21 protein-coding genes are annotated in these 20,405 nt (G+C 52.9%); 12 read left to right on the forward strand and 9 right to left on the reverse strand.

What is annotated here, in order from left to right:
• The first annotated feature begins 169 nt into the window (after positions 1-169).
• The gene (cho, locus tag ACJHWK_RS08900; RefSeq protein WP_021523120.1) at positions 170-1,057 is read left to right on the forward strand and encodes an excinuclease Cho; all 888 of its coding nucleotides are present in this window, start codon (positions 170-172) and stop codon (positions 1,055-1,057) included.
• Here cho and ves read toward each other — a convergent pair.
• From ves to astC, 7 genes are all read right to left on the reverse strand, one after another.
• A complete protein-coding gene (gene ves / locus ACJHWK_RS08905) occupies positions 1,017-1,592 on the reverse strand; it encodes an environmental stress-induced protein Ves (RefSeq protein WP_000455601.1) in 576 nt (191 codons plus the stop codon). The two genes, cho and ves, sit on opposite strands and share 41 nt — an antisense overlap.
• Before the next feature lie 202 nt (positions 1,593-1,794).
• Entirely contained in the window at positions 1,795-2,280 is a 486-nt protein-coding gene (gene spy / locus ACJHWK_RS08910; protein WP_410234821.1) for an ATP-independent periplasmic protein-refolding chaperone Spy, read from the reverse strand.
• Between the two features lie 329 nt (positions 2,281-2,609).
• The gene (gene astE / locus ACJHWK_RS08915) at positions 2,610-3,578 is read right to left on the reverse strand and encodes a succinylglutamate desuccinylase (protein ID WP_001520639.1); all 969 of its coding nucleotides are present in this window, start codon (positions 3,576-3,578) and stop codon (positions 2,610-2,612) included.
• Positions 3,571-4,914, reverse strand: a complete 1,344-nt coding sequence (gene astB, locus ACJHWK_RS08920; RefSeq protein WP_001520640.1) for an N-succinylarginine dihydrolase — start codon at positions 4,912-4,914, stop codon at positions 3,571-3,573. The genes astE and astB overlap by 8 nt, the downstream gene beginning before the upstream one ends.
• Complete coding sequence (gene astD, locus ACJHWK_RS08925) at positions 4,911-6,389, reverse strand: succinylglutamate-semialdehyde dehydrogenase (protein ID WP_001520641.1); 1,479 nt, start codon at positions 6,387-6,389, stop codon at positions 4,911-4,913. The genes astB and astD overlap by 4 nt, the downstream gene beginning before the upstream one ends.
• Positions 6,386-7,420 carry an arginine N-succinyltransferase gene (astA, locus tag ACJHWK_RS08930; protein ID WP_021523121.1) on the reverse strand — a complete coding sequence of 345 codons (1,035 nt, stop codon included), beginning with the start codon at positions 7,418-7,420 and terminating at the stop codon, positions 6,386-6,388. The genes astD and astA overlap by 4 nt, the downstream gene beginning before the upstream one ends.
• On the reverse strand, positions 7,417-8,661 hold the full coding sequence (astC, locus tag ACJHWK_RS08935) for a succinylornithine/acetylornithine transaminase (RefSeq protein ID WP_170886359.1): 1,245 nt from the start codon (positions 8,659-8,661) through the stop codon (positions 7,417-7,419). The genes astA and astC overlap by 4 nt, the downstream gene beginning before the upstream one ends.
• 445 nt (positions 8,662-9,106) lie before the next feature.
• Between astC and xthA the strand changes: the two genes are divergently transcribed.
• The 9 genes from xthA (at position 9,107) to ynjE (ending at position 17,453) form a co-directional block, all read left to right on the forward strand.
• Positions 9,107-9,913 (forward strand): exodeoxyribonuclease III, encoded by an 807-nt coding sequence (gene xthA / locus ACJHWK_RS08940; protein WP_001520642.1) that lies wholly within the window; start codon positions 9,107-9,109, stop codon positions 9,911-9,913.
• 166 nt (positions 9,914-10,079) lie between these two features.
• Positions 10,080-10,790: a TVP38/TMEM64 family protein gene (locus ACJHWK_RS08945; RefSeq protein WP_001520643.1), complete on the forward strand. Its 711-nt coding sequence runs from the start codon at positions 10,080-10,082 to the stop codon at positions 10,788-10,790.
• Positions 10,791-10,794: 4 nt separating this feature from the next.
• On the forward strand, positions 10,795-11,472 hold the full coding sequence (gene ydjY / locus ACJHWK_RS08950) for a lipoprotein YdjY (RefSeq protein ID WP_000939217.1): 678 nt from the start codon (positions 10,795-10,797) through the stop codon (positions 11,470-11,472).
• Between the two features lie 14 nt (positions 11,473-11,486).
• Positions 11,487-12,194, forward strand: coding sequence for a TVP38/TMEM64 family protein (locus ACJHWK_RS08955; protein ID WP_000977133.1), 708 nt, complete (start codon positions 11,487-11,489; stop codon positions 12,192-12,194).
• Positions 12,194-12,742, forward strand: coding sequence for a carboxymuconolactone decarboxylase family protein (locus tag ACJHWK_RS08960; protein WP_001520649.1), 549 nt, complete (start codon positions 12,194-12,196; stop codon positions 12,740-12,742). Before ACJHWK_RS08955 ends, ACJHWK_RS08960 begins: the two co-directional genes overlap by 1 nt.
• A 9-nt stretch (positions 12,743-12,751) precedes the next feature.
• Positions 12,752-13,918: an ABC transporter substrate-binding protein gene (locus ACJHWK_RS08965; protein ID WP_001520650.1), complete on the forward strand. Its 1,167-nt coding sequence runs from the start codon at positions 12,752-12,754 to the stop codon at positions 13,916-13,918.
• Positions 13,891-15,426, forward strand: a complete 1,536-nt coding sequence (locus tag ACJHWK_RS08970) for an ABC transporter permease subunit (RefSeq protein WP_410234822.1) — start codon at positions 13,891-13,893, stop codon at positions 15,424-15,426. Before ACJHWK_RS08965 ends, ACJHWK_RS08970 begins: the two co-directional genes overlap by 28 nt.
• On the forward strand, positions 15,426-16,079 hold the full coding sequence (locus ACJHWK_RS08975) for an ATP-binding cassette domain-containing protein (protein ID WP_001520652.1): 654 nt from the start codon (positions 15,426-15,428) through the stop codon (positions 16,077-16,079). The genes ACJHWK_RS08970 and ACJHWK_RS08975 overlap by 1 nt, the downstream gene beginning before the upstream one ends.
• A 66-nt stretch (positions 16,080-16,145) precedes the next feature.
• A complete protein-coding gene (gene ynjE, locus ACJHWK_RS08980) occupies positions 16,146-17,453 on the forward strand; it encodes a thiosulfate sulfurtransferase YnjE (RefSeq protein WP_020233084.1) in 1,308 nt (435 codons plus the stop codon).
• A gap of 8 nt (positions 17,454-17,461) precedes the next feature.
• Here ynjE and ACJHWK_RS08985 read toward each other — a convergent pair whose 3' ends face one another.
• Complete coding sequence (locus tag ACJHWK_RS08985) at positions 17,462-18,082, reverse strand: CDP-alcohol phosphatidyltransferase family protein (protein ID WP_001314789.1); 621 nt, start codon at positions 18,080-18,082, stop codon at positions 17,462-17,464.
• 86 nt (positions 18,083-18,168) lie between these two features.
• On the opposite strand from ACJHWK_RS08985, the gene nudG reads away from it, so the two are divergent.
• Entirely contained in the window at positions 18,169-18,576 is a 408-nt protein-coding gene (nudG, locus tag ACJHWK_RS08990; RefSeq protein WP_000781866.1) for a CTP pyrophosphohydrolase, read from the forward strand.
• On the opposite strand, the gene ACJHWK_RS08995 is transcribed toward nudG, so the two are convergent.
• On the reverse strand, positions 18,542-18,814 hold the full coding sequence (locus ACJHWK_RS08995; RefSeq protein WP_000085240.1) for a YnjH family protein: 273 nt from the start codon (positions 18,812-18,814) through the stop codon (positions 18,542-18,544). The two genes, nudG and ACJHWK_RS08995, sit on opposite strands and share 35 nt — an antisense overlap.
• A gap of 234 nt (positions 18,815-19,048) precedes the next feature.
• Between ACJHWK_RS08995 and gdhA the strand changes: the two genes are divergently transcribed.
• Entirely contained in the window at positions 19,049-20,392 is a 1,344-nt protein-coding gene (gdhA, locus tag ACJHWK_RS09000; protein WP_000373044.1) for an NADP-specific glutamate dehydrogenase, read from the forward strand.
• Positions 20,393-20,405 lie beyond the last annotated feature (13 nt).

The following is a 20,405-nucleotide window of genomic DNA, read 5'->3' on the forward strand; positions in this document are numbered from 1 at the left end:
AACGCCTTATTCGCCCCACAAAACTATGCAAATTCAATATATTGCATGAGTCGAATAGGCCTGACAGGCGTAGCACGTCAGACGGTGTAACCTTTGTCATCAACCCGCCTCTTTTTTAATCGCTCCCCGCCTGTTACACTGGATAGATAACCAGCATTCGGAGTCAACAGTGGTACGGCGTTTAACTTCTCCGCGGCTCGAATTTGAAGCTGCGGCAATTTATGAATATCCCGAACATTTACGTTCATTCCTTAATGACTTACCCACCCGACCAGGGGTGTATCTGTTTCATGGCGAAAGTGACACCATGCCGCTCTATATCGGCAAAAGCGTTAATATCCGCAGTCGGGTGCTTTCTCATTTACGCACCCCGGATGAAGCCGCCATGCTACGGCAATCCCGGCGAATTAGCTGGATCTGCACCGCAGGCGAAATCGGCGCTCTGCTCCTTGAAGCGCGATTAATCAAAGAACAACAGCCGCTGTTTAATAAACGGTTGCGCCGCAATCGCCAGCTCTGTGCCCTGCAATTAAATGAAAAGCGCGTCGATGTGGTGTATGCCAAAGAGGTGGATTTTTCACGAGCCCCCAACCTGTTTGGCCTGTTTGCCAATAGGCGCGCAGCTTTGCAAGCATTGCAGACCATCGCCGATGAACAAAAACTTTGTTATGGCCTGTTGGGACTGGAACCGTTTAGCCGCGGTCGTTCATGTTTTCGTTCTGCATTAAAACGTTGCGCCGGGGCGTGTTGCGGTAAAGAGAGCCATGACGATCATGCGCTACGCTTGCGCCAGGCTCTGGAACGTTTGCGAGTAGTTTGTTGGCCGTGGAATGGTGCGGTGGCGCTGAAAGAACAGCACCCGGAAATGACTCAATATCATATTATTCAAAACTGGCTGTGGCTGGGGGCGGTTAATTCGCTGGAAGAAGCGACAACGTTAATTCGGACACCCGCCGGGTTTGATCACGACGGTTATAAAATTCTTTGTAAGCCGCTGCTTTCCGGTAATTATGAAATTACTGAACTTGATCCGGCGAATGACCAGCGAGCCAGTTGATTTCACTGAACAACAGTTTGCCTTGCGGTTGTAAAAGCCGCAGGGTGTGCCTGCCATCGAACCAGCACGCGCCCTGGTCGGTAGTGAGCAGTTTGTCGCCCAATTGCCACGCCCCGTTAATGACAAACACTACCCCGCCGCGTGAGCCAAAGGTAGTAAACGTACGTTCGGCAATTCTGACTTTCGCCTTACAGACATCCAGGCGTGTCATGATGTTGAAATCCATCGACATCTGCCCTGCCGTCAGTTTCGCTTTAACCACCTGGTCTGCCGCAAAGGCAAAAGGCTGTAACGGCTTTAGGGTATGGTTAAAGCGGTCTGCGCTTTCAAGGAACATCTCGCCGCCTTCCAGCAACGTCACTATCCTTTCCATACCGGGAAACAAAGAAAACTCCCCATTCGCCGCGATGGATGCAATGCTGGCACGCCAGTAAAAATCACGTTTTGCCGGTGGGAAAGTGCAAATTTCGCGCGTTTCACCGGCAGCGTTTCGCCACAGATTCACCGACATTTTACGCATATCAAAGTATTCCATACTCGCTCCCGGCCCGTTCTTTTCATTGTTATCGTTCAGGTAACCGTGGATGGTTATCGGCAACTCGGGTGATTTACGTTAGTGGCGATCAGGCTTTTTTTGCATCTGTTTGAGAAGAGAAAAGAAAACCGCCGATCCTGTCCACCGCATTACTGCAAGGTAGTGGACAAGACCGGCGGTCTTAAGTTTTTTGGCTGAAAGATTATTCAGCAGTTGCAGGCATTTTACCTTTTGCCGCTGGACGTTCTGTCAGACGCTTCTCAAAATTAGCATTAAATTGCTTTTTCTGTTCCGGCGTCAGGATGTTGTAAATTTTGTTCTGGGTTTCCATGTGCGCCAGCATATTAGCTTTGCGCTGTTCTTCCATTTTTGCGATCTGCGCTTCAGCTTTTGCTTTATCGAAGGTATCGCTGGCAATGATGTCATGCATTGCGCGACGTTCTTCCAGCGGCGGACGTTTCATCTGGTCACGCTGGCCTTTCATGATTTCGCGGATCTGCTGTTTCTGCGCGTCGGTCAGGTTCAGGTCTTTGAACATCATGTCCTGATGCGGACCGAACTTGCCTTTGTGGTGCATCATCGGCTTCGCGTCAGCCGGTGCTGCGGTAGTGGTGTCTGCGGCATGGGCCAGGTCAGCCGCGCCAAGAGCCAGGGTAGAGGCAACAAACAGTGCAGTTAATTTACGCATATTCTATATCCTTCCTTTCAGTTATTTATTACGGCTTTCTTAAGTAGCGTGCCGTGTTGACGAGATTAACTTTACTGACTTTAGCGTCAATTAATCAGAGCAACGGTAAAACAATGAAAGTGTAAAAAACACTTTTGCGCCAATTATGGAGAAAAAAAGAAAATTTGATGGAGAGTGATGAGGGAATATTACAACACGATGATTTTGCAGAGATTATGAAGAACTATACCGGATGACTGGTGATAAATAAAGCAAATAACCAGGATTAATCTGTATTAATTTATAAGAAAGTAACTTAATACCCGCAGAATGATTTCTGCGGGTAAGTATTAGCTTATTTTTTCGAGCATTAATCCCGCGCGTAATCCCAACGCTACCAAAGGATTAGGGAATAACACATACTCTACATCATGGGTTACGGTAAAACGTTCCTCCCCGTCCTGCGCCAGCAATGTTCCTTTCTCAAACGGCATAAAATTCAGCGTGTCACTTGCCATATGCATTTCGAAGGACGGCGAGTGGCGAGTAATTTGCGAAACCACCCGATAACGGAGCGGCGGCGTTCTCACGATACCGACACTCTCACCAGATAGCAGCGCAGCAATTGCGCTGGCAGTGACTGCAAACTGGCGAAGATCGTTTTGTCCAAAGGGCAACGCTTTGCCGAGTTCCAGCGTACAGGCCAGCGCGCCAAAATGTCTGGCGCTGAAATGGGTAAACGTACCACCAGGCTCCTGATGGAACACCAGTGCCTCCAGACCCGCCGCACCCAGCCACGTCAGAAATTTCTCGTCCCAGGGAATGTCGCGTTGCGGTAATACACCAAACCGCGGATGCAAGGAGCCACGAATTGCGGTATGGAGATCAAGGTGCCAGCGCACAGATTCTTTGCCCTGGTCATAAAAATCTTCCAGGCACTGTTCCAGTTCGCGCGCGCGACAGGTTTCCCCGCTTTCAGCAAATAGCTGCCAACGACCGCCAAACATTCGGTTCATATCGCTATGGCAATAACGTTTCCCTTGCTTCAGCGCAGGAGGATTCCCGAGGATCACCAGCAACCGCCAACGTAACGGGATCTCGCCGTGAGATATCGCGCCAAGCAACGCGTCCAGCATCTCCACAGGTGCCGTCTCATTACCGTGTATTCCCGCTGAAATCACCAGTGCGCCTTGCGGTGGCGTTAATGGCGTCAGTTCCAGCACACCATCGCCCAGCCAGCGCCAGCGAACGCCGTTGATTTCTCGCTCGGTGATAACCGGTTTTTTACCCGTTAAGGTCAGAGCAAGAAAATTATCCATTGCCCCCTCCCTCGCGCTGGAACGGATAAACCGAACCGAGATTCAGTAATTGGCTCAATACATCCAGTGCTTCCCGCCCTTCACGCAGCAATTGCGGGTCGGCCAGATCGGCAGCAGTAAGACGATCGCGGTAGTAACGATCCACCCAGTCATTGAGCACATTAAACAGCGTATCGTTCATCATCACCGCCGGATTCACCGCCCGGCGTTCTTCTTCTGTCAATACCACGCGCAACCGCAGGCACGCCGGGCCTCCGCCATTCGCCATGCTTTCACGTAAATCAAAGACTTTTAGTTCGCTAATCGGGTTGTCAGCGGCAAGGAGTTCATTGAGATACCCCCATACTCCGGCGTGTTCCCGACACTCCTGAGGCAGCACCAACATCATGGAACCATCATCGCGGCTCAGCAGTTGGCTGTTAAACAGATACGTAGACACCGCATCCGACACGGAAACCTGTGCCGCCGGAACTTCTATCGCTATAAAACTATTGACCCGCGAACGCAGGTTTGCCAGTAACTGTGACTGGCGAGCGAACGCCTGTTGATGGCAAAACAGCACCTGGCGGTTGCTCACGGCAATCACGTCATTATGAAAAACGCCCAGGTCGATAACGTCCGGGTTTTGCTGGGCGAAAATCACCTGTTGGGGATTCACCTGATTCAACCTTGCCACCGCCTCGCTGGCTTCGCGAGTCTGCCGCGCCGGATAACGGGAAGGCCGGGTATCATTGCCTTCTTCTCGCCCGTAGACAAAAAGCTGCATACCTGGTTCGCCATAATGACCGCCGAGACGATTGTGGTTTGCCGCTCCCTCATCACCGAGCAAGGCTACCTGCGGCAACGCCGAATGGACGGTGAATTTTTCTTCATCGTTAAAAATCGCTTTTAACAGCGATTCGGTGACAGGGGCTTCCAGCGAACGGTGAAATTTATTGTTCAGGTTGGCAACGGTGAGGTGCACTTTGCCATCCAGCGTATCGGCAGATGGCGCGATCGTTGCCGCATTGGCTACCCACATTGGCGAAGCGGAGCTGACGCTGGAAAGCCAGTGCGGTGCCTGGCGTGCAACCTTTTCCAGTACCTGCTCATCGCTACCACTGAATCCCAACTGACGCAGCACCGGAATAAACGGACGCTCGTGCGGCGGGATCACGGCCTGGGGGAATCCCGCATCGGCAAGGGTTTTCATTTTCAGTAAGCCCTGTTTCGCCGCCAGTCGCGGGTTAGAGACCTGAAAACGGTGACGGGTAGAGGCTTCATTACCAAACGACAGGCCCGCGTAATGATGCGTCAGCCCTACCAGCCCGTCGAAATTGACTTCCCAGTCGTTCATCGCACCACCTCTTCGGAAAAATCCAGCCCGGGGTTAAGTGTGGCGGGCAATGTTAACGAGTCCGACTCCAGGCTCGCCATCGGCCAGGCACAATAATCTGCGGCATACCAGGCGCTGGGGCGATGGTTACCGGAAGCGCCAATGCCGCCGAATGGCGCGGTACTGGCAGCGCCGGTAAGCGGTTTGTTCCAGTTAACAATCCCCGCCCGTGCCTCAAGCAGCAGTTGATCGAATTTTTCCCGCTCGGGGGAAACCAGACCGCAAGAGAGTCCGAAGCGGGTGTTGTTCGCCATCCGAACCGCCTCATCAAAGGTGTCATAACGCCAGACGCGCAATAGCGGACCGAACACCTCTTCATCTGGTACGCCAGCAACGCCCGTCATTTCAATGATCCCCGGCGTCAGCAACGATGTCCCTGCTTGTAATAAGCGCGGCGCAAGCAGGGGGCGTCCACCCATCGCTTCCAGTTGCTGCCAGGCCGTCACCACCTGCTGCGCGGCCTGATCTGATATCAGCCCGCCAATAAACGGCTGCGGTTCGTCATCCCAGTTGCCCGGCGTTAATCGCTGGCTGACGGCAACCAGACGAGCAAGAAACGCATCGCCCTGCGCCCCGCTTTTCAGCAATAAACGGCGGGCGCAGGTGCAGCGTTGCCCGGCTGTGACAAATGCCGACTGAATGGTCAGATGGACAGCGGCATCGATATCCGCCACCTCATCGATAATCAGCGGGTTATTGCCGCCCATTTCGAGGGCGAGAATTTTCTCCGGCTGACCGGAAAGCTGACGATGCAACTGGTAGCCAGTATTGGCGCTACCGGTAAACAGCAAGCCGTCGAGATCCTCCAGCGCACTCAGCGCCTGACCCGTTTCACGCCCGCCCTGCACCAGGTTCAGCACGCCCGGCGGCAAGCCAGCCTGCTGCCATAAACGCATTACCGCTTCGCCACTCCACGGTGTCAGTTCGCTGGGTTTAAAGATAATGGTGTTACCTGCCAGCAATGCCGGAACGATATGTCCGTTCGGCAAATGACCAGGGAAATTATACGGCCCAAACACCGCCAGCACGCCGTGCGGGCGATGGCGCAGGCTCGCCGCGCCGTCCGGCATTTCGCTACGCTGCTCGCCGGTACGAACATGATACGCCTTAATTGATATCGCGATTTTATTGATCATCGCCGTCACTTCGGTTGCCGCTTCCCAGCGCGGCTTACCCGTTTCTCTGGCAATAATCGCGGTTAATTCGGCTTTATTGCTTTCCAGCAATCCGGCAAAGCGTTCAACTCTTACCTGACGATCGCCAAAGGAGAGACGCGCCCAGCGCGGAAACGCCGCACGGGCTGCCCGACAAGCCTGCCCGACCTGAGCGGCATCGGCATCATTGCCTTGCCATAACACCTCGCCCGATACCGGATTACGCTTCACACGCAATGCGCCCTGGCCCGTTACCCAATCACCGTTAATCCATAAAGTCATGCTGTTTTCTCCTCTGCGCACAGGCGCACCAGACGAACGCGATCCCCTGCGTGGCATTTGAGGGCATCCAGTTGTGCGGCGGTTAAAATCAAACGCTCGGTTGCCGGATCGGTACGCACCAGCACCACGCGGAAATGGTGATAATTTTCATTGGCGACCAGGCAGGCCGGAAAATCGCCCTGCGCAGGCTGCCCTTCTGCCACTTCCACCAGCCGACTTTTACGGATGGCGCGCACGCGGTCGATGTCACACTCAAGCGTCGGCCCACCGTCGAAGATGTCGATATAATTACGGTAGCGAAAACCTTCTTTCTCCAGTACCGCACGGGCAGGCGCGGTTTGCGGATGTACCTGACCGATGACGTCCTGGGCTTCCTGAGATAAAAAGTGGGTATAGATCGGATGTTTCGGCATCAGTTCTGCAATAAATGCCTTTTGCCCGGTGCCGCAGAGAAAATCGGCGCGGCTAAAATCCATCGAAAAGAAGCGCTTACCGAGGCTTTGCCAGAACGGTGAATAGCCATGTTCGTCAATCACCCCGCGCATTTCGGCAACCACTTTGTCATTAAACTTGTCGCGAAAAGCCGCCATAAACATAAAGCGCGATTTCGACAGCAAAAAGCCGTTGCCCTCTTTGCGCCACTCCGGGTCGAGAAACAGCGTGCACAGCTCGCTGCTGCCGGTGTGATCGTTACTGAGAAACAGCGTCGGCAACGCGTTATAGACATTCAGCTCTTTCGAAGCGTGAACCAGCGTGCCGACGCGATAGTTGTACCAGGGATCGTTCAGCCCAACTGCCACCTCAATGGCGCAAATCCCCGCCACTGTGCCTGTCTCGCTATCTTCCAGCACGAACACATAGCCCTGCTCACTTTTGGGCAGTTCGCCTTGCCAGGTTTTGATTGCCCTTTCGATACGCGCCGAAAGCGTGGCTTCATTGGCGGGAAGCGACGTCAGGCCGCCGCCCGTTTTGCTGGCAAGCTGCATCAGCGCCGAGACATCTGAACGCTCAACGGGACGGATGACCATCATGAAGAACCTCGGCTAACAAAGTGTTCGCAAGCAGCTGCAAAGCGATCCAGTCCGGTCGTCACCTCTTCTTCGCTAACATTGAGCGCAGGCGCAAAACGCACCACGTTGCCACCCGCAATCAGTACCATCACGCCTGCTTTCGCCGCTTCCTGAGAGATCTGTTTCGCTTGCCCGGCGTAATCGGCATTCAACACGCAACCAATCAACAAACCTAAGCCGCGAACTTCACTGAACAAACCGTAGCGGTGATTAATGGTATTAAGACGCTCAACAAACCAGTCGTGACGCTGTTTAACGCCATTAAGCATCTCTGGCGTGTTGATGAGATCCAGCACTTTGCCTGCCACCGCCGAGGCCAGCGGATTGCCGCCATAGGTGGTGCCATGAGTGCCAACAGTCATCACGCTGGCGCACTCTTCGGTTGCCAACAACGCACCGACCGGGAAACCGCCGCCCAGCGCTTTGGCGGTAGTTAACAGATCAGGCGTCACGCCGTAGTGCATATAGGCATACAGTTCCCCGGTGCGCCCGACGCCGGTTTGTACTTCATCAAAAATCAACAGCGCATTGTGGCGGTCACACAATTCACGCAGACCTTGTAAAAATGCGTTGCTGGCTGGCACCACACCGCCTTCCCCCTGGATGGGTTCGACAATCACCGCACAGGTAGAGTCGTCAATCAGCGCACAGGTAGAGTCGTCAATCAGCGCGCTGGCAGAGTTAATATCGTTATATGCAGCATGACGAATATCCGGCGGCAGTGGCGCAAAATCCTGTGAATAGGCGGGCTGCCCACCCGCACTGACAGTAAACAGCGTGCGACCATGAAACGCATTTTTGAACGCCACGATACCGCTCTTATGGCTGCCGTAGCGGTCGTGAGCGAATTTACGCGCCAGTTTTAGCGCCGCTTCGTTGGCTTCCGCACCGGAGTTACAAAAGAAGACGCGATCGGCAAACGTGGCGTCGATCAATTTTTTCGCCAGTCGCAGTACCGGCTCGTTGGTGTAACCGTTGCCGGTATGCCAGAACTTACTCGCCTGTTCGTTCAGCGCCTCACGCAGTTCCGGGTGCGCATGGCCCAGCGCGTTCACCGCAATGCCACCCGCGAAGTCGATATACTCTTTCCCCTGCTGATCCCACAAGCGCGAACCTTCGCCACGTACCGGTATAAACGGTGCCGGAGCGTAAACAGGTATCATCCATTCATCAAAGTTTTCACGCGTAATTGGCTGAGACATAGCGACCTCTACAGTAAATAATTCGTTATTTATATGTTAATAATAAGTAATGTTTGCGCTGTAAATGTAGATTGCAGGGTTCGTGCCAGCCAGTGATAAAAGTGCATAAACCGCGGTGGCTAACTGGAAATCAAGGAGTTATAACCAAACCATATGCATTTAAAGTGCATATAAAGTGAATACGTTTGCGATATGGGTGAATAAAAAGAATAAAAAACGCAATGTTATGCAGAAGTAAAATATAATTCTGGAATTGTGATCATTGACGAAATTTACTGGAAATTACTGCGCCATTCTGACGCAGCGCGCACCAAAAGCGGGCATTTTTTGCGCCATCGTTGACATCATTAACAACCATCGATCAAATCACTTAACAACAGGCGGTACGCAAAGCGAAATTCTGCTACCATCCACGCACTCTTTATCTGAATAAATGGCAGCGACTATGAAATTTGTCTCTTTTAATATCAACGGCCTGCGCGCCAGACCTCACCAGCTTGAAGCCATCGTCGAAAAGCACCAACCGGATGTGATTGGCCTGCAGGAGACAAAAGTTCATGACGATATGTTTCCGCTCAAAGAGGTGGCGAAGCTCGGCTACAACGTGTTTTATCACGGGCAGAAAGGCCATTATGGCGTGGCGCTGCTGACCAAAGAGACGCCGATTGCCGTGCGTCGCGGCTTTCCCGGTGACGACGAAGAGGCGCAACGGCGGATTATTATGGCGGAAATCCCCTCGCCGCTGGGCAATGTCACCGTGATCAACGGTTACTTCCCGCAGGGTGAAAGCCGCGACCATCCGATAAAATTCCCGGCAAAGGCGCAGTTTTATCAGAATCTGCAAAACTATCTGGAAACCGAACTCAAGCGTGAAAATCCGGTGCTGATTATGGGCGATATGAATATCAGTCCTGGCGACCTGGATATTGGCATTGGCGAAGAGAACCGTAAGCGCTGGCTGCGTACCGGAAAATGTTCTTTCCTTCCGGAGGAACGCGAATGGATGGAGAGACTGATGAGCTGGGGATTGGTTGATACCTTCCGCCATGCGAATCCGCAAACAGCAGATCGTTTCTCATGGTTTGATTACCGCTCAAAAGGTTTTGACGATAACCGTGGTCTGCGCATCGACCTGCTTCTCGCCAGCCAACCGCTGGCAGAATGTTGCGTAGAAACCGGCATCGACTATGAAATTCGCAGCATGGAAAAACCGTCCGATCACGCCCCCGTCTGGGCGACCTTCCGCCGCTAATTTAGCAGCTCTCCTGGCTCAAACTGGGTCAGGAGAATTAACCTTGAGAAAAATCAACAAACTGTCAGTAATGATTTGTTGCCTGCCGCCCTTTGTTATACCGTCACTGCGTTTTTAGTTGTCTGACCACTTCTCTATTATCAAGTTTGATATAGGAAACTCCACAATGAACGCTGAGCGTAAATTTCTTTTTGCCTGTCTTATTTTTGCGCTGCTCATTTACGCTATCCACGCTTTCGGTTTATTCGAGCTGCTCACCGATTTACCTCACTTACAGACACTCATTCGCCAGAGCGGATTGTTCGGTTATAGCCTCTATATTCTGTTATTCATCATTGCCACCCTCTTTCTGTTACCAGGAAGCATACTGGTGATCGCTGGAGGGATAGTTTTTGGCCCGCTCTTAGGGACACTACTATCATTAATTGCCGCCACGCTGGCCTCCTCATGCTCATTCCTGCTGGCGCGCTGGCTGGGACGTGATTTACTGCTGAAATACGTTGGCCATAGCCATACCTTCCAGGCCATTGAGAAAGGCATTGCGCGTAACGGTATTGATTTTCTTATTCTGACCCGCTTAATCCCGTTGTTTCCTTACAATATTCAAAATTACGCTTACGGATTAACCACAATCACCTTCTGGCCTTATACCCTTATTTCGGCACTCACAACCCTGCCCGGTATTGTTATTTATACCGTGATGGCAAGCGATCTCGCCAATGAAGGCATTACGCTGCGCTTTATATTACAACTCTGTCTGGCGGGCATGGCGCTGTTTATTCTCGTCCAGCTCGCCAAACTCTATGCCCGACACAAACATGTGGATCTGTCTGCTTCTCGCCGCAGCCCACTTACTCACCCCAAAAATGAAGGATAGAACGATGTTGCAACATTATTCAGTGTCATGGAAAAAAGGACTGACTGCACTCTGCTTACTGGCTGTTGCCGGGCTTAGCGGCTGCGATCAAAAAGAGAATGCGGCGGCAAAAGTGGAATACGACGAACTTTCGAACAGCCAACCGCTGCGTGTCGATGCTAATAACCATACGGTAACCATGCTGGTGCAAATTAATGGTCGTTTCCTCACCGACGACACTCGTCACGGTATTGTGTTTAAAGATGGCTCCAACGGACATAAATCGCTGTTTATGGGTTATGCGACCCCGAAAGCATTTTATGAAGCCCTGAAAGAGGCAGGTGGTACACCGGGCGAAAACATGACGATGGATAATAAAGAAACGACTCATGTCACAGGCAGCAAACTGGATATTTCGGTCAACTGGCAAGGGGCGGCAAAAGCGTATTCCTTCGATGAAGTGATTGTTGACAGTAATGGCAAGAAACTGGACATGCGCTTTGGCGGTAATTTAACGGCAGCAGAAGAGAAGAAAACGGGCTGCCTGGTGTGTCTGGATAGCTGCCCGGTCGGCATCGTCAGCAATGCAACATACACTTATGGTGCGGTTGAAAAACGAGGTGAAGTTAAATTCAAAGGCAATGCCTCGGTTCTCCCGGCGGATAACACGCTGGCAACGGTTACCTTTAAAATCACCGAATAAAGCCAGGATAAAGGATGATGAAGATGCAATCGCGAAAAATCTGGTACTACCGTATAACCCTCATCATCCTGTTGTTCGCTATGCTGCTGGCATGGGCGCTGCTTCCCGGCGTCCATGAGTTTATCAATCGCAGCGTTGCGGCGTTTGCCGCCGTGGACCAACAGGGTATAGAACGCTTTATTCAGTCTTACGGCGCACTGGCGGCAGTTGTCTCGTTCTTGTTGATGATTTTACAGGCCATTGCTGCACCGCTACCTGCGTTTTTGATCACCTTTGCCAATGCGTCGCTGTTTGGCGCGTTCTGGGGCGGCTTGCTGTCGTGGACCAGTTCGATGGCCGGCGCGGCGCTGTGCTTTTTTATCGCCAGAGTGATGGGCCGCGAAGTGGTGGAAAAGTTAACGGGTAAAACGGTACTCAATAGTATGGACGGCTTTTTTACCCGCTATGGTAAACACACCATTCTGGTATGCCGATTATTGCCTTTTGTGCCTTTTGATCCCGTAAGCTATGCTGCCGGTTTGACTTCAATACGTTTTCGCTCGTTTTTTATCGCCACCGGGCTTGGTCAGTTACCAGCGACTATTGTTTATTCCTGGGCGGGCAGCATGTTAACAGGCGGTACCTTCTGGTTTGTCACCGGACTGTTTATTCTGTTTGCCCTGACCGTGGTGATTTTTATGGCGAAGAAAATATGGCTTGAGCGCCAGAAGAGGAATGCCTGATGGGTTTACCGCCGCTTAGCAAAATTCCTTTCATTTTACGTCCGCAGGCGTGGCTGCATCGTCGCCATTACGGCGAGGTGCTAAGCCCGATTCGCTGGTGGGGGCGGATCCCGTTTATCTTTTATCTGGTGTCGATGTTTGTCGGCTGGCTGGAGCGCAAACGCTCACCGCTGGATCCGGTAGTGCGATCGCTTGTCAGCGCGCGCATTGCGCAAATGTGTCTGTGTGAGTTTTGCGTGGATATCACTAGTATGAAAGTCGCCGAGCGCACTGGCAGCACCGATAAACTGCTGGCAGTGGCTGACTGGCGGCAAAGCCCGCTCTTTAGCGATGAAGAACGGCTGGCGCTGGAGTACGCCGAAGCCGCAAGCGTCACACCGCCAACAGTCGATGATGCCCTGCGTACCCGACTGGCTGCGCATTTTGACGCTCAGGCGCTCACCGAACTGACGGCATTGATCGGCCTGCAAAACCTGTCGGCTCGTTTTAATTCTGCCCTGGCGATCCCCGCTCAGGGGCTGTGCCGTATTCCTGAAAAACGTTCTTAAGGAGAGATGATGCGCCATTGTGGGTGGTTGCTGGGATTGTTATCGCTGTTTTCTTTGGCAACACATGCCAGTGACTGGCAGGAAATCAAAAACGACGCCAAAGGGCAAACCGTCTGGTTTAACGCCTGGGGCGGCGATACCGCAATTAACCGCTATCTCGACTGGGTTAGCGGCGAGATGAAAACCCATTACGCTATAAACCTGAAGATTGTTCGTCTCGCGGATGCCGCAGACGCGGTGAAGCGCATTCAGACCGAAGCTGCTGCCGGACGCAAAACAGGCGGTTCGGTGGATCTGCTCTGGGTGAACGGCGAAAACTTCCGCACCTTAAAAGAGGCCAATTTATTACAAACGGGCTGGGTGGAGACTCTGCCCAACTGGCGCTATGTCGACACACAGCTGCCGGTGCGGGAAGATTTTTCAGTGCCAACGCAAGGTGCGGAATCGCCCTGGGGCGGCGCGCAATTGACGTTTATCGCCCGCCGCGATGTTACGCCACAGTCACCACAAACGCCGCAAGCCTTACTGGAGTTTGCTAAAGCCAATCCCGGTACGGTTACCTATCCGCGCCCACCGGACTTTACCGGCACGGCGTTTCTTGAACAGTTGCTGATTATGCTGACGCCCGATCCCGCCGCATTAAAAGAAGCGCTGGACGATGCGACTTTCGCCCGTGTCACTGCTCCCTTGTGGCAATATCTTGATGCGCTGCATCCGTATTTGTGGCGCGAAGGAAAGGATTTCCCGCCTTCGCCCGCGCGGATGGATGCTCTGCTGAAAGCCGGCACATTGCGCCTGTCGCTGACCTTTAATCCTGCTCATGCGCAGCAAAAAATCGCCAGCGGCGATTTACCCGCCAGCAGTTACAGCTTTGGCTTTAGCGAGGGAATGATTGGCAACGTGCATTTCGTCACCATTCCCGCCAACGCGAATGCCAGTGCTGCGGCGAAGGTAGTTGCCAATTTCCTGCTCTCACCCGATGCACAACTGCGTAAAGCAGACCCTGCTGTCTGGGGCGATCCTTCGGTTCTCGATCCGCAAAAACTGCCTGACGGGCAGCGCGAAATATTGCAATCAAGAATGCCGCAGGATCTGCCGCCGGTACTGGCTGAACCGCACGCAGGTTGGGTAAATGCGCTGGAACAAGAATGGCTACACCGTTACGGTACGCATTAATCTTTTTGCTGTGGGCGATGGTGACGGTGATTTATGCACCGCTGATCCCGGCAGCTCTCACGCTGATATCGCCTGCTTTGTCGTTGACACACTGGCAGACGTTATTTGCCGATCCACAGTTACCGCAGGCATTACTGGCAACGCTGGTGTCGACAACCATCGCGGCGGTCGGGGCGTTGTTGATTGCCCTGCTGGTGATTGTGACGCTGTGGCCAGGGCCGAAATGGCAGCGTATGTGCGCCCGTCTGCCGTGGCTGCTCGCCATTCCCCATGTGGCTTTTGCCACCAGCGCCCTTCTGCTCTTTGCTGACGGAGGGCTGCTTTATGACTATTTCCCGTATTTCACTCCGCCAATGGATCGATTTGGCATCGGTCTGGGCCTCACCCTTGCAGTGAAAGAAAGCGCATTTCTGCTGTGGATCTTAGCGGCAGTATTGAGCGAAAAACGGCTGTTGCAGCAAGTTATTGTACTGGATTCGCTGGGCTACAGCCGCTGGCAATGCCTGAACTGGCTGTTGTTGCCCTCCGTCGCACCTGCACTGGCAATGGCGATGCTGGCGATTGTCGCCTGGTCGCTGTCGGTCGTGGATGTGGCGATTATCCTTGGGCCAGGTAATCCCCCGACGCTGGCAGTAATTAGCTGGCAGTGGTTAACTCAGGGCGACGCCGATCAACAAACGAAAGGCGCACTCGCCAGCCTGCTGCTGATGCTGTTACTCGCCGCCTACGTTTTGCTGGGCTATCTGCTATGGCGTAGCTGGCGGCGTACTATTCCCCGCGTAGATGGCGTTCGTAAGCCTGCCACGCCTTTATTGCCAGGCATTACGCTGGCGAGTTTTTTACCCTTAACCGGTGTGCTGTGTGTGGTTCTGCTGGCGATCCTCGCGGATCAGTCGACGATCAATAGTGAAGCGCTCATCAACAGCCTGACAATGGGGCTGGTGGCGGCATTCATCGCTTTGCTCCTGTTACTGCTGTGGCTGGAATGGGGGCCACAGCGTCGCCAGTTGTGGCTATGGTTGCCCATTTTATTACCCGCTCTGCCGCTGGTGGCGTGCCAGTACACGCTGGCGCTATGGCTGAACCTGGATGGAAGCTGGACGGCGGTGGTCTGGGGGCATCTGCTGTGGGTAATGCCGTGGATGCTGTTTATCCTGCAACCCGCCTGGCAGCGCATTGATTCACGGTTAATTTTGATTGCGCAAACACTGGGCTGGTCGCGGGCCAAAATCTTCTTTTACGTGAAATGTCCGCTTATGCTACGCCCTACGCTGATTGCCTTCGCGGTGGGATTTTCAGTCAGTATTGCGCAGTATATGCCGACGCTGTGGCTGGGCGCGGGGCGTTTTCCGACGCTCACCACTGAAGCGGTGGCATTAAGCAGCGGCGGCAGCAACGGCATTCTCGCCGCCCAGGCTTTATGGCAACTGCTATTACCGCTTATTATTTTTGCCCTGACCGCGTTAGTCGCAAAATGGGTAGGTTATGTCAGACAAGGACTCCGCTAATGCTCTGCGTGAAAAATGTTTCGCTACGTTTACCAGAAAGCCGCTTGCTGACAAACGTTAACTTTACGGTAGATAAAGGTGACATTGTCACGTTAATGGGGCCGTCTGGCTGTGGAAAATCTACACTGTTTTCATGGATGATTGGTGCGCTGGCCGGACAGTTTTCTTGTACAGGTGAGCTATGGCTCAATGAGCAACGGATTGACATGCTACCCACCGCTCAGCGTCAGATTGGCATTCTTTTCCAGGATGCACTGTTATTTGACCAGTTCAGCGTCGGGCAAAATTTACTGCTGGCTCTGCCAGCGGCACTCAAAGGTGTTGCAAGGCGCGATGCGGTAAATGATGCGCTGGAGCGTGCGGGGCTTGGCGGTATGTTCCATCAGGATCCTGCCACTTTGTCTGGCGGTCAGCGAGCGCGCGTTGCTCTGCTTCGCGCTCTTCTCGCTCAGCCAAAAGCGTTGCTACTGGATGAGCCATTCAGCCGTCTTGATGTGGCTCTGCGCGATAATTTTCGCCAGTGGGTGTTCAGCGAAGTTCGCGCCCAGGCGATCCCCGTCGTTCAGGTAACGCACGATCTCCAGGATGTTCCTGCTGATAGTTCTGTTCTGGATATGGCGCAGTGGTCAGAAAATTACAACAAACTGCGATAACGCAAAGTTTTTCCCAATGCGTCAGTTCAGAATGGCGCACTCAAAACTACAATGTCGGGATTTTCGATGAAACGTGTTTCTCAAATGACCGCGCTGGCAATGGCTTTAGGGCTGGCTTGCGCTTCTTCGTGGGCCGCTGAACTGGCGAAGCCTCTTACACTTGACCAGCTTCAACAACAAAATGGCAAAGCGATAGATACTCGCCCCAGCGCGTTTTATAACGGCTGGCCACAAACCTTAAATGGCCCTTCTGGTCATGAACCTGCCGCCTTAAACCTCTCTGCTAGCTGGCTCGACAAAATGAGCACCGAACAGCTTAACGCGTGGATCAAGCAACATAACCTGAAAGCCGATGCTCCGGTGGCGCTGTACGGTAATGACAAAGATGTCGACGCCGTCAAAACGCGACTGCAAAAAGCAGGTTTTACGCATATCTCCATTCTGAGTGACGCGCTAAGCGAACCTTCCCGTCTGCAAAAACTGCCGCACTTTGAGCAGCTGGTTTATCCGCAATGGCTGCATGACCTGCAACAAGGTAAAGAGGTTACGGCGAAACCTGCCGGTGACTGGAAAGTCATTGAAGCGGCCTGGGGCGCTCCTAAGCTTTACCTTATCAGCCATATTCCCGGCGCTGACTACATCGATACCAACGAAGTGGAAAGCGAACCGCTGTGGAACAAAGTTTCTGATGAACAACTAAAAGCGATGTTGGCAAAACACGGCATTCGCCATGACACCACGGTCATTCTGTACGGGCGTGACGTATACGCTGCAGCGCGTGTGGCACAAATTATGCTCTACGCTGGCGTGAAAGATGTCCGCCTGCTGGACGGCGGCTGGCAAACCTGGTCCGACGCGAGACTGCCCGTTGAGCGCGGAACGCCACCGAAAGTGAAAGCGGAACCGGATTTCGGCGTGAAGATCCCGGCACAACCGCAACTGATGCTTGATATGGAACAGGCGCGTGGACTGCTGCATCGCCAGGATGCATCGCTGGTGAGCATTCGTTCGTGGCCAGAATTTATCGGTACGACCAGCGGTTACAGCTATATTAAACCAAAAGGTGAAATAGCCGGAGCACGTTGGGGACACGCTGGTAGCGACTCGACGCATATGGAAGATTTCCATAACCCGGATGGCACCATGCGTAGCGCCGATGATATTACCGCTATGTGGAAAGCATGGAATATCAAGCCAGATCAGCAAGTTTCATTCTACTGCGGCACCGGCTGGCGCGCATCCGAAACCTTTATGTACGCACGAGCAATGGGCTGGAATAACGTCTCCGTTTACGACGGCGGCTGGTACGAATGGAGCAGCGATCCAAAAAATCCGGTTGCAACCGGTGAACGCGGCCCGGACAGCAGCAAATAACATTGCAATTACTGACGCTGGAGCGACTTCAGCGTCAGATACCCACTCCACACCCGCGTAAAGGTCGTCATCCAGCACAACGCACCGAAGATCCACGCAAACCACGCAAACCATGCAGGGAATAAACATCCCAGCACAAACAGTAAGATCGTTTCAGTGCCTTCGGTTAATCCCCCCAGATAGTAAAACGACTTATGTGCATAACCGGGGTTATCAATCTGATGTTTTGCTGCCAGTGCAGCAAAGGCGAGAAAACTGCTGCCCGTGCCGATAAACGCAAACAGCAGCCAGCCGCCTGCCAGCGCGTTTTGCTCCGGTGCGGCAAGGATAAACCCAAAAGGCACCAGCGCGTAAAAAAGAAAATCGAGAGAAATATCGAGAAAGCCGCCCGCGTCGGTAAGCCCTCTGCGCCGCGCCAGCGCACCGTCCAGACCATCAAGCAGCCTGTTCAACAAAATGGCGACTAGCGCCGCCAGATACCAGCCCAGCGCCAGAAAAGGCAGTGCCAGCACGCCGATGGCAAATCCCACTAATGTTAAACCATCTGGCGTAATGCCCGGTTTATCAAGAACCCGCACGCACTGATGCAACAACGGTTTAATCCGGGGATGAAGATGGCGGTCTAGCACAGGCACTCCTTAAATATAAAGCCTTTCTGATTGAGCAACAGTGCGGATATTATGGCATTTTTCGCTTATCTGCCCGTGTGTAATTTATGAAAATGATTGAAGTTGTTGCCGCCATCATCGAACGTGATGGCAAAATTTTACTCGCGCAACGCCCCGCCCATAGCGATCAGGCGGGATTATGGGAGTTTGCCGGTGGTAAAGTCGAGCCGGATGAAAGCCAGCGGCAGGCGCTGGTGCGTGAGTTACGCGAAGAACTGGGCATCGAAGCAGCTGTGGGTGAATATGTTGCCAGCCATCAGCGAGAAGTTTCGGGGCGGATTATCCATCTTCATGCCTGGCACGTACCCGACTTCCACGGGACGTTACAGGCACATGAACATCAGGCGCTGGTCTGGTGCTCACCTGAAGAGGCGCTGCAATATCCGCTGGCCCCTGCTGACATTCCACTATTAGAGGCGTTTATGGCTTTACGCGCCGCCAGACCAGCGGATTAGTGCTAAGGGTTTTGTCATCACGCTGGCATTGCAGCAGTATTCCTTCGGCTTTAATTACCGCCCCTTCAGAATAATTTTGATCCTGATAAACGCAGCACTGAGTACAGGGCTGCGCTGACTGCCCGCCTGAACTGAACACTTCTGGCGGTACGTTTACCTCCACGTCCGGACGATAATGCGGGTTAGCCAGTGCAATTAATGGAAATGCTAATACTACGGCGAACAATGCTCGACTCACAGGGAACTCCTTAACGTTATTGTCTCTGCTACTGATAACGGTAGCCGGGTGGCAAAACTTTAGCGTCTGAGTTATCGCATTTGGTTATGAGATTACTCTCGTTATTAATTTGCTTTCCTGGGTCATTTTTTCTTGCTTACCGTCACATTCTTGATGGTATAGTCGAAAACTGCAAAAGCACATGACATAAACAACATAAGCACAATCGTATTAATATATAAGGGTTTTATATCTATGGATCAGACATATTCTCTGGAGTCATTCCTCAACCATGTCCAAAAGCGCGACCCGAATCAAACCGAGTTCGCGCAAGCCGTTCGTGAAGTAATGACCACACTCTGGCCTTTTCTTGAACAAAATCCAAAATATCGCCAGATGTCATTACTGGAGCGTCTGGTTGAACCGGAGCGCGTGATCCAGTTTCGCGTGGTATGGGTTGATGATCGCAACCAGGTACAGGTCAACCGTGCATGGCGTGTGCAGTTCAGCTCTGCCATCGGCCCGTACAAAGGCGGTATGCGCTTCCATCCGTCAGTTAACCTTTCCATTCTCAAATTCCTCGGCTTCGAACAAACCTTCAAAAATGCCCTGACTACTCTGCCGATGGGCGGTGGTAAAGGCGGCAGCGATTTCGATCCGAAAGGAAAAAGCGAAGGTGAAGTGATGCGTTTTTGCCAGGCGCTGATGACTGAACTGTATCGCCACCTGGGCGCGGATACCGACGTTCCGGCAGGTGATATCGGGGTTGGTGGTCGTGAAGTCGGCTTTATGGCGGGGATGATGAAAAAGCTCTCCAACAATACCGCCTGCGTCTTCACCGGTAAGGGCCTTTCATTTGGCGGCAGTCTTATTCGCCCGGAAGCTACCGGCTACGGTCTGGTTTATTTCACAGAAGCAATGCTAAAACGCCACGGTATGGGTTTTGAAGGAATGCGCGTTTCCGTTTCTGGCTCCGGCAACGTCGCCCAGTACGCTATCGAAAAAGCGATGGAATTTGGTGCTCGTGTGATCACTGCGTCAGACTCCAGTGGCACTGTAGTTGATGAAAGCGGATTCACGAAAGAGAAACTGGCGCGTCTTATCGAAATCAAAGCCAGCCGCGATGGTCGAGTGGCAGATTACGCCAAAGAATTTGGTCTGGTCTATCTCGAAGGCCAACAGCCGTGGTCTGTACCAGTTGATATCGCCCTGCCTTGCGCCACCCAGAACGAACTGGATGTTGACGCCGCGCATCAGCTTATCGCCAATGGCGTTAAAGCCGTCGCCGAAGGGGCAAATATGCCGACCACCATCGAAGCGACTGAACTGTTCCAGCAGGCAGGCGTACTGTTTGCACCGGGTAAAGCGGCTAATGCTGGCGGTGTAGCAACATCGGGCCTGGAAATGGCGCAAAACGCTGCGCGCCTGGGCTGGAAAGCCGAGAAAGTTGACGCACGTTTGCATCACATCATGCTGGATATCCACCATGCCTGTGTTGAGCATGGTGGTGAAGGTGAGCAAACCAACTACGTGCAGGGCGCGAACATTGCCGGTTTTGTGAAGGTTGCGGATGCGATGTTAAGCCAGGGCGTGATTTAAGACAATTGTGCCG

It is taken from the genome of Escherichia sp. WS547 (assembly GCF_046486065.1).
In the GTDB taxonomy this organism is placed as follows: domain Bacteria; phylum Pseudomonadota; class Gammaproteobacteria; order Enterobacterales; family Enterobacteriaceae; genus Escherichia; species Escherichia coli.